The organism is Pseudonocardia lutea (assembly GCF_042658055.1).
Lineage (GTDB): Bacteria > Actinomycetota > Actinomycetes > Mycobacteriales > Pseudonocardiaceae > Pseudonocardia > Pseudonocardia lutea.
The window spans coordinates 1-12,901 of the sequence record NZ_JBHSQK010000020.1 but is presented as its reverse complement, the minus strand read 5'-3'; the positions used below and the strand labels follow the sequence as shown (position 1 = coordinate 12,901).

General features: G+C 76.4%; 10 protein-coding genes. 5 read left to right on the top strand and 5 right to left on the bottom strand.

The genetic code is table 11. The annotated features are described in order from the left end of the window. Window positions 1-58: 58 nt before the first annotated feature. Together ACFQH9_RS10750 and ACFQH9_RS10745 are read right to left on the bottom strand one after the other, a co-directional pair. Window positions 59-766: an endonuclease domain-containing protein gene (locus tag ACFQH9_RS10750; RefSeq protein ID WP_379565819.1), complete on the bottom strand. Its 708-nt coding sequence runs from the start codon at window positions 764-766 to the stop codon at window positions 59-61. Window positions 767-1,119: 353 nt separating this feature from the next. Then, window positions 1,120-2,079, bottom strand: a complete 960-nt coding sequence (locus ACFQH9_RS10745; protein ID WP_379565818.1) for a helix-turn-helix transcriptional regulator — start codon at window positions 2,077-2,079, stop codon at window positions 1,120-1,122. 62 nt (window positions 2,080-2,141) lie between these two features. Between ACFQH9_RS10745 and ACFQH9_RS10740 the strand changes: the two genes are divergently transcribed. Further along, on the top strand, window positions 2,142-2,750 hold the full coding sequence (locus ACFQH9_RS10740) for a TIGR03086 family metal-binding protein (RefSeq protein ID WP_379565817.1): 609 nt from the start codon (window positions 2,142-2,144) through the stop codon (window positions 2,748-2,750). Window positions 2,751-2,757: 7 nt separating this feature from the next. Here ACFQH9_RS10740 and ACFQH9_RS10735 read toward each other — a convergent pair whose 3' ends face one another. From ACFQH9_RS10735 to ACFQH9_RS10725, 3 genes are all read right to left on the bottom strand, one after another. Next, complete coding sequence (locus tag ACFQH9_RS10735; RefSeq protein ID WP_379565816.1) at window positions 2,758-3,024, bottom strand: PspC domain-containing protein; 267 nt, start codon at window positions 3,022-3,024, stop codon at window positions 2,758-2,760. Between the two features lie 75 nt (window positions 3,025-3,099). Then, on the bottom strand, window positions 3,100-3,318 hold the full coding sequence (locus tag ACFQH9_RS10730; RefSeq protein ID WP_379565815.1) for a hypothetical protein: 219 nt from the start codon (window positions 3,316-3,318) through the stop codon (window positions 3,100-3,102). Between the two features lie 116 nt (window positions 3,319-3,434). Continuing rightward, the gene (locus tag ACFQH9_RS10725; RefSeq protein WP_379565814.1) at window positions 3,435-5,096 is read right to left on the bottom strand and encodes a DNA repair helicase XPB; all 1,662 of its coding nucleotides are present in this window, start codon (window positions 5,094-5,096) and stop codon (window positions 3,435-3,437) included. Between the two features lie 549 nt (window positions 5,097-5,645). Between ACFQH9_RS10725 and ACFQH9_RS10720 the strand changes: the two genes are divergently transcribed. The 4 genes from ACFQH9_RS10720 to ACFQH9_RS10705 all read left to right on the top strand — a co-directional run. After that, the gene (locus ACFQH9_RS10720; protein WP_379565813.1) at window positions 5,646-11,261 is read left to right on the top strand and encodes a nitrate- and nitrite sensing domain-containing protein; all 5,616 of its coding nucleotides are present in this window, start codon (window positions 5,646-5,648) and stop codon (window positions 11,259-11,261) included. 67 nt (window positions 11,262-11,328) lie between these two features. Continuing rightward, window positions 11,329-11,751 (top strand): roadblock/LC7 domain-containing protein, encoded by a 423-nt coding sequence (locus ACFQH9_RS10715; protein WP_037048693.1) that lies wholly within the window; start codon window positions 11,329-11,331, stop codon window positions 11,749-11,751. 81 nt (window positions 11,752-11,832) lie between these two features. Then, complete coding sequence (locus ACFQH9_RS10710; RefSeq protein ID WP_379565812.1) at window positions 11,833-12,501, top strand: DUF742 domain-containing protein; 669 nt, start codon at window positions 11,833-11,835, stop codon at window positions 12,499-12,501. 34 nt (window positions 12,502-12,535) lie between these two features. Further along, window positions 12,536-12,901 (top strand): GTP-binding protein (locus ACFQH9_RS10705; RefSeq protein ID WP_379565876.1); only part of this gene is annotated, 366 nt, incomplete at its 3' end.

Below are 12,901 nucleotides of genomic sequence, written 5' to 3'. Positions count from 1 at the left end.
TCATCGCGAGAGTCACGGGACCGTCGTGGCGGCAGCCTTCTCGTGACCCTCGGATCGATCACCGAAGGTGCTCCTCGAGCCGGTGCGGGTCGAGCCCCCGCGCCCGGCAGGCGGCCAGCAGCTCGCGGCGGACCCTGGCCGCGACCTCGTGCGGTCGCCGGTGGACCTCGACCGCCGAGAAGCGCACCACTCGCCAGCCCGCTCTCGCGAGGTGCGCCTCCCGCGCGAGATCACGCAGGGCTGTCCCGGGCTCGAGGTGGTCCCCGCCGTTGTACTCGAAGGCCGGGAGCAACGCCGGGTACGCGAGATCGAGCTCGTACGGGCCGACCGGATGCTGAAGGACGGGCGCGGGCAGCCGGGCCTCGTCGATCGCGAGCCGAACACGCGTCTCCATCGGCGAACCCGACAGCCGGTTCGCGCGGCGCACGACCTCCGGCAGCCGCGCACTCCCCCGGGCGCCGAGGTGTCGGGTACGCAGTGCGAGCAGCTCGACGGGCCCGAACTCGCCGACCCTGGCCAGCGCGTCGACCGCCACGATGCCGTCCCACAGCTCGCAGCGGCAGGCGAGGTCGGACGCGGTGCGCCTGGCCGAGGTCACGCCCACCCCGGCGACGGCGGCGATCTCGTCGGGGAGGAGCTGTCCGCGGCGCACCCGGAGCCCCGGCTGTCCGCGTTGCGTGCCACCCGGCACCACGACGTCGACGAGCGCGTCCGCGGGGCCGCAGGACGCGCCCAGCAGCTCGGCCGCGGCCCAGCCGCCCACCACGCCCCGTCCCTCGACCAGCAGGAGGCGCCCCGCGCCCGCACCGCCAGGTGCGACGGGTCCAGTCCGGATGCAGCAGGGACGTAGACGTCGGAGAAGAGGCGGTGGAAGCAGGGTCCGCGCAGCTGCCCGGGCGTGACCCACCCGGCGGCCACCGCCGCGGACCCCCGGAACGGTTGGTTCAGCACGCCCCTTGGACGGAACCCGACCCGGCGCCGTTCATGATCCTTCCGAGCGGCACCGCGCGGTACGGCCCGCGGCGCTCTCGTGACACTCGGAACGATCACCGCGTGCATGATCGTTCCGGAAGGCACAGGAGCGTCATGCTCCCTGCGCTCCCGTGTCCGCGAGATGGATCACGGACGGTGGGCGGCGACGACGGCCTCGGCGCGCTCACGGAGGGCGGTCGCCAGCTCGGGTGGGTCGAGGGCCTCGGCGTCGGGGGCGAGCGACCACACCACGCGGATCGCGTGCCGGAGGTCGCCGAAGGCCGCGGTCAGCACGGTCCATCCGTCGTCGGTCCCCGCCGACTCGACGGTGAGGGCGGTGCGGGCGAGCTCCGCCCGACGCTCCTCCCGGACCCGGATCCTGGCGACGACGTGGGGCAGGGTGCGGCGGAACTCGGTCCGCCGGCGTTGCCACAGCTCCTCGAGGTCCACCCCGGACGGGCGCTGCGCGGGCTCGTCGAGCTCCTCGGCCCGCTCGATGCGGGAGACGCGATAGGTGCGGTCGGCGCCGTCGTGCAGCGCGAGGAGGTACCAGGCGCCGGCCGCCTCGACCAGACCGAGGGGATCGACGGTGCGCCACCGGCCCTCGTCCTGCCCGCGGGAGGCGTACCGGACGCGTAGCCGGTGCCCGGTGAACACGGCGCGCTGCACGGTGCGGAGCGCGACGGCGGCGGGCGGGTCCGGGGCGTCGCGGAGGAAGCCGCCGCGCCGCACCAGCACCCGCCCGGTCGCGTCGGTCGCCGCCTCCCGGGAGCCCTCGGGCAGCGCCGCCACCACTTTCCGGATCGCCGACGAGAACGCCTCGCCCAGGCCGAGGGCGTCCGACGTCGCGTGGGAGGGCGAGGTCAGGAGGGCCACGGCCTCGTCCGGGGTGAGCCCGGTCAGGTCGGTGGAGAAGCCCGGGAGCAGCGCGAACCCGCCGTGCCGGCCACGCTCGGCGTAGACCGGGATGCCCGCGGCGGAGAGCGCCTCGACGTCCCGCAGCACCGTGCGGGTCGAGACCTCCAGCTCGCGGGCGATCGCGGGTGCCGTCATCCGGCCGCGGTGGCGCAGCAGCAGGACGAGCGAGAGCAACCGGTCCGCGCGCACGTCCGAAGAGTGGCAGAGATACACGACAGGAGGTGTCGTGTTTCGGCGGCACGCTTCCCGCCATGACCACCACCGAACACCGCACCGGCAACGGCGACACCCTGCTCACCACCGACGCCCGCCCCCGCTACCGCAGCGCCCTCGAGTGGGTCGCCGGCCTGGTCGACCGCGTGCGTCCCGCGCAGCTGCACGACCCCACGCCCTGCACCGAGTTCGACGTCGAGGGCCTGCTCCGGCACATCGTCGCGACCGTGGACAAGATCCGGGTGATCGGCACGGGCGGGTCGCCGTTCACCATGCCGTTCCAGGTCCCGTCCGCGCCCGACTACCCCGCGGCCCTCGCCGAGGCCCGGGAGCGGATGTGGGCCGTCTGGTCCGACGACGCCCTCCTCGACCGCGAGATGACCGTCCCGTGGGGGACCGTGCCCGGCCGCGGCGCGTTGTGGGGGTACGTCAACGAGATCCTCGTGCACGGCTGGGACCTCGCGGTCGCCACCGGGCAGCCGAGCGAGGCCGACGCCGGCGTGGCCGGGGAGATGCTGGCCGTCGCCCGCCGCCTGATCCCCGACGAGGGCCGGGGCGGGGACTACCCCTTCGCGCCGGCAGTGCAGCCCGAGCCCGGGGCCGGACCGACCGAGCGGCTCGCCAACTGGTCCGGGCGCCGCCGCTGACGCGGGCTCACTCCTCGGGCGCGAGGATCCAGGCCGCGAGGTAGAGGACGATCCCGAAGCCGAACCCGAGGACGGTCAGCGCGACGAGCCCGATCCGGATCAGGGCGGCGTCGACGCCGAGGCTCTCGGCGAGCCCGCCGCAGACGCCTGCGAGCATCCTGTCCCGGCGGCTGCGGTGCAGCCGGAAGGGCTTCTGCGGTGACTCGGCGGGGAGGACGGCGCCCGGGCCGCCGTTCGTGCTGGTGGTCGGGGTGGCGGTGGTCTGCTGTTCCATGACCACGAGCCTGCCCGCGCCGCCCGGCCCGCACCTCGGGGTCGGACCCGGACCGCCCCCCGAGACCGACCCGGATCAGCCCCGGGGTCGGCGGGGCTCCGGGGTCCGGGGCGCCTGTCCGCCGGTGTGCGGCCACGAGGGGTCCTGCTCGGGCGGGGGCGCCGGACGCGGGAAGGGCTCCTCGGGGACCTGCCGGTCCCGCAGCCGCACCATCCGCCCGACGAGCACCGCGACGACCAGGGCGACGGCCACCCAGGCCAGCACCCCGACGACGATCCAGCCGGCGACGGACATTCCTCGGCTCCCTGTCACGGTTCCACAACCGAGTGTCCCCGACCTGGCCTTTCGGCGCACGGGCGCATCGGGGTGAGCCGGTACCCCCGTCCGGGGACCGGCCCGTCACGCGCCGTTCAGCCCACCTCGGGCAGGGCCGGGCCGAGCAGGTCGTCCGCGTCCACGATGCGGTACGCGTAGCCCTGTTCGGCCAGGAACCGCTGACGGTGTGCGGCGTAGTCGGTGTCCAGGGTGTCGCGTGACACGACCGAGTAGAAATGGGCCTGCCGGCCGTCGCCCTTGGGTCGCAGCAGCCGGCCCAGCCGCTGGGCCTCCTCCTGCCGGGACCCGAAGGTGCCCGAGACCTGCACGGCCACGGTGGCCTCCGGCAGGTCGATCGAGAAGTTGGCGACCTTGCTGACCACCAGGCGCCTCAGCTCGCCGGCACGGAAGGCGTCGAACAGCGCCTCGCGCTCCTTGTTCTTGGTCGAGCCCTGGATCACCGGGCACTCCAGCACCTCGCCGAGCTCGTCGAGCTGGTCGAGGTAGGCGCCGATGACCAGCGTCGGCTCGTCCGGGTGCCGGTCCAGGATGGCCTTGACGACGGGCAGCTTGGTGCGCGCCGTCGACGCCATCCGGTACCGCTCCTCGGCCTCCGCGGTGGCGTAGCCCAGCCGCTCGTTCTCGGTGAGCGTGACCCGGACCTCGGTGCACTCGGCGGGCGCGATCCAGCCCTGCTGCTCGATGTCGCGCCACGGGGCGTCGTAGCGCTTGGGCCCGATCAGCGAGAAGACGTCGCCCTCCCGGCCGTCCTCGCGGACCAGCGTCGCCGTGAGTCCGAGCCGGCGGCGGGACTGCAGGTCCGCCGTCATCCGGAACACGGGCGCGGGCAGCAGGTGCACCTCGTCGTAGACGACCAGGCCCCAGTCCCGCGAGTCGAACAGCTCCAGGTGCCGGTACTCGCCCTTCGACTTGCGGGTGATCACCTGGTAGGTCGCGATCGTGACCGGGCGGATCTCCTTCTTCTCGCCCGAGTACTCGCCGATCTCGTCCTCGGTGAGGCTGGTCCGCGCGACCAGCTCGCGCTTCCACTGTCGGCCGGAGACGGTGTTGGTGACGAGGATCAGCGTGGTGGCCCTGGCCCGGGCCATCGCCGCCGCACCGACCAGCGTCTTCCCCGCGCCGCAGGGCAGGACGACCACGCCGGAGCCGCCGTCCCAGAAGCCGTCGACGGCCTGGGCCTGGTAGTCCCGCAGCGTCCAGCCGTCCTGGACGAGCTCGATCGGGTGCGCCTCGCCGTCGACGTAGCCGGCCAGGTCCTCGGCCGGCCAGCCCACCTTGAGCAGCATCTGCTTGAGGTGCCCGCGCTCGGACGGGTGGACGACGACGGTGTCGTCGTCGATCCGGGCGCCCAGCATCGGGGCGATCTTCTTCTGCCGGAGCACCTCCTCGAGGACCGCCCGGTCCAGCGCGGTCATCACGAGGCCGTGCGCGGGGTCGTTCGACAGCTGGAGCCGGCCGTACCGGCCCATGGTGTCGACGACGTCGACCAGCAGCGGCTGCGGGACGGCGTACCGGGAGAACCGGACCAGGGCGTCGACGACCTGCTCGGCGTCGTGCCCCGCGGCGCGGGCGTTCCACAGCGCGAGCGGGGTGACGCGGTAGGTGTGCACGTGCTCGGGGGCGCGCTCCAGCTCGGCGAAGGGGGCGATGGCCATCCGCGCCTCGTCCGCGGAGGGGTGGTCGACCTCGAGCAGCAGCGTCTTGTCGGACTGGACGATGAGCGGTCCGTCGGTCACTCGCGGGTCCCTTCGGGGGTGTCGATCGGTGCACGGCCCGCCACTCGTCGTGAGCCGGGCGGTGTCCCGCGGACGGTGAGCGGTCGGCGGCGGCGCCACCCGATCGGGGGCGGGGACGAGTCGCTCGTCCGGGGCGGGCGTCCCGCCACCTCCGGCTATGCTGGCCGGGCACCGTCCGCAGTACGGAGGTGTGCCACGACGATCCTATCCGCGCTCGCGGGTGGGCGGCCTCCCCAGCGGCCGCGTGTCGCGGACACCACGTAGGAAACCACTGCACGAGAAGCTGAACCGGCGGCGTCCCGGACCCGGCCTCGGCCGGGCGGGGCGCGCGTCCGGCCCCGACCGGAAGGCCCGAACGATCACCGCCCCGCTCCCCGCCGGCGTTCCCGCACCGCCCCCGGCCTCGCCGAACACGCGTGCGAGCCGCTCGGCCACTGGCCGCAACCGACGCGCACCTCGGCTCCCCCGGGTGCACGCGGGGCGCGGATCGTCGGGTCGCCGTGTCAAGGTCGGTCAGGTCGTCGCGAGCCACATCAGGGAGACGTTGACGTGACCAGCACCGAACGCCACCCCGCGTGGTCGGAGCGGCTGAACCCCCGCAACTGGAGCCTGGCCGCCAAGCTGGTGGCCGTGGGCCTCGTGCCCACCCTGCTGGCCCTGGTGCTGGGTGTGCTGCGCATCTCCGACCAGGCCGGCGTGGCCGAGCAGCTGGGCCGGGACAACCGCCTGCTCGAGATCCGCCAGGGCGTCGCCGCAACGGCCCAGGCCCTGCAGGCCGAGCGCAACACCGCCGTGCTGTTCGTCGCCGGCGGGCGCACGGGCGACCGGGGCGCGCTGGACCGGGCCGCGGCGGAGACGGACGCGAAGCTCGGCGAGGTGCGGGCCGCGCTGGCCGACGCCTCCCAGCTCGACGCGAGCGGCACCACCGCGCTGCAGCAGGCCGAGGGCGGGTTCACCCAGCTCCCCGTGCTGCGCACGGACGCGGCGGCCTCACCGGCCGGGACGGACGACATCACCACCCGGTACACGACCATCGTCCAGCGGGCGGACGTCCTGGAGCGGGCCCTGATCCACCAGGGCGAGACCACGTACGCGGGCGGCCTCGGGGACGCGCTCGCCGCGACCGGCGAGGCCCGCGAGGCGCTGGCCCTGCAGCACACCGTCCTCGCGGGCGCGATCGCCGCGGGCCGGCTGAGCGAGCAGGCCAAGATCACGGTGACCGGCGCCGCGGCGGCGTTCGCCACGGCCTTCGCCGACTACCAGGTGGGCCTCACCCCGGAGCAGCTCGGGCGCTACGGCAACTTCGCGACGGACGGCGCCAACGTCGAGCTCGAGCGGCTGCGCACCCAGATCATGGCCACCCCGACCGAGCGGCCGCTCCAGGCGGACCCGGCGGCGTGGGAGGCGGCGTACCGGCAGGCCGCCCAGGTCGTCGAGCGCGCCGGGACCGGCGTCGCGGACGAGCTGACCGCCACCTCCACGCAGGCCCAGGCGGACGCGAGCAACAAGGCGGGCGTCAACTCCGTGCTGCTGATGCTGGGCGTGCTGCTCGGCATCGCGATCATCGTGCTGCTCGCCCGCAGCCTGATCCGCTCGCTGCGCGTGCTGCGCCGCTCCGCGCTCGACGTCGCCGAGCGCCGGCTGCCGCAGGCGGTCGAGACCATGCGCTCCGGGCAGCCGCTCAACGCGATGGTGGAGCCGGTGCCGCTCACGGGCCGGGACGAGGTCGGCCAGGTGGCCCGGGCGTTCGACGCGGTGCACGGGCAGGCCATCCGCCTCGCCGCGGACCAGGCGGCGCTGCAGGCGAACGTGTCCAACATGTTCGTCAACCTCTCCCGCCGCTCGCAGGCCCTCGTCGAGCGCCAGCTGCAGCTGATCGAGCAGCTGGAGAGCAACGAGCAGGACCCGGACCAGCTGTCGAACCTCTTCCAGCTGGACCACCTCGCCACCCGTATGCGGCGCAACAGCGAGAACCTGCTGGTCCTCGCGGGCACCGACCTCGCGAAGCGCAACGTCGCCCCGGTCCCCGTGGTCGACGTCCTGCGCGCCGCGGTGTCCGAGATCGAGCAGTACCAGCGCGTCGTCGTGCAGCCCCCGCCCGTGGCGACCGTCGCCGGGCGCGCCGCGAGCGACCTCGTCCATCTGCTGGCCGAGCTGCTCGACAACGCCACCAACTTCTCCCCGCCGGACTCCCAGGTCGTCATGAGCACGACCCGGGCCGGCGACGGCTCCCTGATCATCGAGATCGCCGACCGCGGCGTCGGCATGGCGGAGCACGAGCTCGCCGAGGCCAACCAGCGCCTCGCCTCCCCTGCCGCGGTCGACGTCTCGGCCTCCCGGCGGATGGGCCTGTTCGTGGTCGGCCGCCTGGCCAACCGGCACGGGCTGGGCATCCGGCTCGGCGGCGGCATGGCCGGCGCCTCCGGTGGCCTCACCGCCTCGGTCACCGTGCCCGCGGTGCTGGTCCCGTCGGCCGAGCCGCCCGAGCGGCAGCCGGTCCGCGCGGGGGTCGCTCCGGCACTGGCCGCCGGGCAGGGTGCGTCCGCCTTCGGCGGCGGCCCCGCCACCACCGGAACCGGCACCGTGCCCGCGCCGCGCCCGGCCGGTCAGCCGCCGTCGCTCTCCTCGCTGGTCCAGGGCGACGACGGGCCGATGAGCCCGGCCTCCGCCCTCGGCGGCGGGCGGCCGCCCGCGCCGCCGGTCAACGGGAAGGGCCTGCCGCAGCGCCGGCCCGGGTCGGTCCCCCCGCAGGACGAGGTCGGCGGCCCCGGCCCGGACGACGGCTTCGACGCCTTCGGCACCGGCGCGGCGCAGGCCGAGCGGCGCGACGAGCGCGAGACCACGCAGCCCTCGGACGAGGGCACCCGGCGGGACCGCGGGGCCGGCCCCGCCGGCGGGGACCCCGCGCCCACGGGCCGCGGCCCCGGCGACGGTGTGGACGACCGGGCGGTCGACGGGCAGCGACCCGACGGGCAGCGATCCGACGGGCAGGGCGGCCGCCAGGCGCCTGAGGCCCGGCCGGCGGGCCCGGAGCGGGGGCCGTGGCCGGTCGAGAGCCTGCGGCGGCCGCCGAACGGCTCCACCGCCCGGACCCGCCCGACGAACGGGCACTCCTTCCACGGGGAGCGCCCGGGCGCGTCGGACCCCGCCGGCCTGCCGGCGCTGCCCAAGCGCACGCCCCGGGGCAGCACGCCGGACGAGGCGACCGACGGGGCCGGTACCCGCGAGGAGCGGTCCGGCGACCGGCCGACCGGCCGGGAGCAGGAGGTCGCGGGGACCGGCACGCAGCCGGACCGGGCGAACGGTGCTCCTCAGAGCGGCAGCGCCCCCGAGGGGTCCGGCCGGACCGGTGCCCCGGAGCACGGGGCCGCCGAGCACGGGGCCACGCAGGAGGAGCCGCAGAAGTCCGGCTCCGACCGGCCCGCCGAGAAGCTCGGCCGGGGCGTGGCCGCGGCCGGGGCCGCGCTCGCCGGGGCGGCCGCGGGCCTCGCCGGTGCGGCGGGCCTGCGGAAGTCCGAGAAGGACCGCGACGAGACCGGCACCCGCGAAGACGACGCCCGGGGAACGGCCACGGGGCAGGACGGCACCGCGGGGAACGCCGCGGGCGCCGGTGCCGGGCGCGGCGGCGACGCGACGGCGGACGATGGCACCCCGCCGGCCGGTTCGGCCGCGGCGGAGGCGGACACCCCCGTCACCGGCAACCCGGCCGCGGCGCGCAACGGCGGCACCGGGTGGTCGGAGGTGACCACCGCGGAGGCCGAGGCCGGTCCCGCGGAGACGGACGAGCCCGTCACCACGCGCTTCCCGGTCACCCGGTTCGGCGACCCGACCCCGACCTTCTCGCCGACCGCCGACGCGGCGACGACCGTGCCCTCGGCCGGCGCGCCCGACGTGGCCCGCACCACCGAGGCGGAGGGATCGCGCCCGGGCTCCGACCCGGAGGCCGGTGCCGCCGAGGCCCCGGAGGCCGCCGCTGAGCTCCGGCCCGCCGGTGAGCCGAAGCCCGCCTGTGACTCGAAGTCCGCCGATGGGTCCGCGGACACCGCGTCCGGGACGACCGGGATCCCCGTGATCGGCACCGAGCACGCCGGCACCGAGCACGCCGGCACCGAGCACGCCGGCACCGAGGACGAGGGCAGCGAGGCGGGCGAGCGCGCCGGCGCCGACCGCCCGGGCCGCACCGGCGCCGCCCCGACGGCGGACAGCACAGGCACCAGCCCGGCCGAGCGCACCGACGGCGCCGGGAGCACCGACACCACCACGCCGGCGGCCGTCGACCGCGGTGCAGGCGTGAGCGGGACTTCCGGCACCACCGGTGGCCCCGACACCGCGGCGCCCGGTGCGGGTGGCCGCACACCGGCCGAGCCGCTCCCACCGACCGTGGCGGGTCTGCCGCGCCGCACCCCCGGTGTGAACGGTGGTCAGCGGCCCAGTGGGCCGCCGCCGGCACTGCCCCGGCGTGGCGAGGAGCCCGAGGCGCGGCCGGAGCGTCCCGCTGCGGCGGCCCCGCAGGGCTCCACGGGGCGCACGGCAGAGGGCACCGGGCAGGACACCCCGGAGAGCACCGGGCAGGACATCCCGGAGAGCACCGGGCTGCTGCGCCGCGTCCCGGGCACGTCCGGCCGCCCCGCGAACCGGGCCGGTGAGCCGTCCGGCGCCCCGGCCGGTGTCGAGGGCTCGCAGGGCCTGCCCCGGCGCACCCCGGGCAACACCGGCGCCGACGGGCGGCCCAGCGCCGACCCGACGGGCCCGGCGGGCCTGCCGCGGCGCCGGCCCGGCCGGCCGATGACGGCGTCGTCGGAAGGCACGGAGGCCCTCTTCGCCCCGTCGACGCCGGCGGACTCGAGCTCGACCGGGCAGCTGCGCCGCCCGGGTGGCTTCGAGTCGCGCACCCCGTCGAGCCGCCGCCCCGGCGCCAGCAACGGCATCCCGCCCACCGGCGCGGGGACCGCGGGCGGGTCGGTCACGCCGGGTGTGGAGCAGACCGGCGGCACCCCGCCGGCCGCGGGTGGCGCGACCGGCACCGACCAGACCGACCAGACCGACCAGATCGGTCAGAACCGGACCGGCCGGAGCACGGCGCCGCAGGACCCGGCGGGCTCCCACCCGACCGGCTCGAACACGACCACCCCGAATCCGGCCGGCCCGAACCCGACCGGCACGAACCCGGCCGGCCACGAGCCCGGCGCCACCTCGACGAACCCGTACCGGAACGGCGGCGCGCTCGCCTACGGCAGCGGCACGCCGGGTGCCCCGGGCGTGCCGAGCAGCCCGACCGCCGGTCTGCCCAAGCGGCGCCCGAGTCCCGGCCCCCAGGCCGCGGGCCCGGCCGCCGCGGGCCCGACCGCCACGGGTCCGGCCGCCCCCGGCACGAACGGGACCGGCGCGAACGGGACCGGCCCGCACGGCACCGCCACCGGCACCACCGGCATCGGCACCACCGCCACCGGCACCACCGGTATCGGCACCAGCGGGAACGGGACCGACACGGCCACCGGCCCGACCGGGACCGTGCCCGACCCGAGCACCGCCGCCGCGGCGCCCTCCGGCCCGACCGGGGCCCCTGCGGGAGCCGCCCCCGGAGGCCCGCTCGGCGCCCCGTCCGCGGGCCCGACCGGCGGGCCGGACGAGCCGGCCGACGGCCCGTCCCGTTTCGACCTCGGCCACACCACGCCGATCTTCGAGGAGATCGCGTCGGCCTGGTTCCGCTCGAACCGCTCGGTCCCGGTCCGCTGGACGGACGGCGAGGACGAGGGCACGCAGGGCGCGCCGAGCGGCCCGCCGGCGGGCCATCCGCTCCGGGTCGGCCGCCCGGCCGGCGGCGACGCCGGGTTCGCCACCGCGGCGGACGAGGGCTGGCGGGTCGCCGACGCTACCGCGGCGGCCACGGCCGCCGAGACCGAGCGCGGCGCGAGCGAGACCACCGAGGCCGGGCTGCCGAAACGCAGGCCCCGCGCGCGGCTCGTGCCGGGCAGCGCGGCAGGATCCGCGGTGTTGGCTCCGCCCTCGGGGCCGGCCCGCAACGCCGAGGCCATCCGTGGCCGTCTGGCGAGCTACCAGCAGGGCGTCCGGCAGGGCCGGGAGAGCCGGCTGCGCCGCCAGTCGGCGGCGGGCACCGGCACCGGGCAGACCCGGAGCACGACCGAGCAGGACGAGGAGAAGTGATGATCGGGCAGGAGGCCGCACGGGCGGCCATCGGCACCGGCCCGACCGACGTCGAGGAGGCCGCGGCGTGACCGCACCACAGACCCAGCCCAGCCGGTTCGGATGGCTGGTCACCAATTTCGCGGAGAAGGTCCCCGGGGTCGCGCACGCGATCGTGGTCTCCGCCGACGGGCTGCTGCTCACGGCGTCCGACCGGCTCCCCCGCGACCGTGCCGACCAGCTGGCCGCGGTGGCGTCCGGCCTGGTCAGCCTGACCCAGGGCGCGGCGCGCTGCTTCGACGCCGGCGGCGTGGTGCAGACCGTCGTGGAGATGGACCGCGGGATCGTCCTGCTCATGTCCATCAGCGACGGCTCGTGCCTGGCCGTGCTCGCCTCCCCGAGCTGCGACATCGGCCTGATCGGCTACGAGATGACGCTGCTCGTCGACCGGGTCGGCCAGCTGCTCACCCCGGAGCTGCGCGCCGAGCTGCAGGGCTCCTTCGGGCCCTGACCGCCCGGGTCGCACCCCGAGCGGGCCGATCCCCATGTCCATCCGTCCGACGAACGACCGGCACGAGGCAGGTGAGCTTTCATGACCAGCGGTCCCGACGACGCACCGCGTCAGCACGAGCCGACGTTCGCCGACGTGATGAACGGGTTCAGTCTCGACTCGGGGCGCCCGCGCAAGCGCCGCCGGTGGGGTCGCCGGCGCGGCGAGGAGGCCGGGCGGCAGGAGGACCCGCAGTCCGCCCCGCTGCCGGTCCATCCGTCGACGCCGCCTCCCACCCCCGTCCCGAACGAGGTGGCCTACACCCACGGCACCCAGGGGGACGCGGGGTTCGCGGGCTCGGGCTACGGCGGGTACCAGACCGGGCCCATCGAGCCGATCCGGGACGAGCCGCTCCCGCCCGCCGTCCCGACCGGGGCGTCGGCGGTGCGGCCCTACGCCTGGACCCGCGGCCGGACCAAGTCCGGCTTCGACCTCGCGATCGAGACGCTGGTCTCGACCAGCCCGCAGGGCCGTGAGCAGCTCCCGATGCTGCAGATGGAGCACCGCTCCGTCGCGGACCTGTGCGACCGCCCCCGCTCGGTCGCCGAGGTCGCCGCGCTGCTGAAGATCCCGCTCGGCGTCGCCCGGGTGCTGCTCGGCGACATGGCCGGGCTCGGCGTGGTGACCGTGCACCAGACCGCGAGCAGTACCGGCAACGAGCCGGACCTCGCCCTGATGGAAAGGGTGTTGAGTGGACTCCGTCGGCTCTAGTTACCCCGTCGGCGGGCCGCCGGTCACCCCGGCGATGTCCCGCCCGTCCCCGGTGCCCCGGCCCGGCCCGACGCCGACCACGATCTCGGCGAAGATCGTGGTCGCGGGCGGCTTCGGCGTCGGCAAGACCACGTTCGTCGGCTCGGTGTCGGAGATCGACCCGCTGACGACCGAGGCCGTGATGACCGAGGCCAGCGCCGGGCACGACGACCTGAGCGCCACGCCGAACAAGCAGACGACCACGGTCGCCATGGACTTCGGCCGCGTCTCGCTGGACTCGGACCTGATCCTCTACCTGTTCGGCACGCCCGGGCAGCACCGGTTCTGGTTCATGTGGGACGACCTGGTGCGCGGCGCGATCGGTGCGGTCGTGCTGGTCGACACCCGTCGGCTGGCGGAC

Coding starts and splice junctions, on each gene's coding strand:
- ACFQH9_RS10740 (WP_379565817.1), top strand. CDS start 2,142: ATGACCACCACCGAACACCGCACCGGCAACGGCGACACCCTGCTCACC.
- ACFQH9_RS10735 (WP_379565816.1), bottom strand. CDS start 3,024: ATGGAACAGCAGACCACCGCCACCCCGACCACCAGCACGAACGGCGGC.
- ACFQH9_RS10730 (WP_379565815.1), bottom strand. CDS start 3,318: ATGTCCGTCGCCGGCTGGATCGTCGTCGGGGTGCTGGCCTGGGTGGCC.
- ACFQH9_RS10710 (WP_379565812.1), top strand. CDS start 11,833: ATGACCAGCGGTCCCGACGACGCACCGCGTCAGCACGAGCCGACGTTC.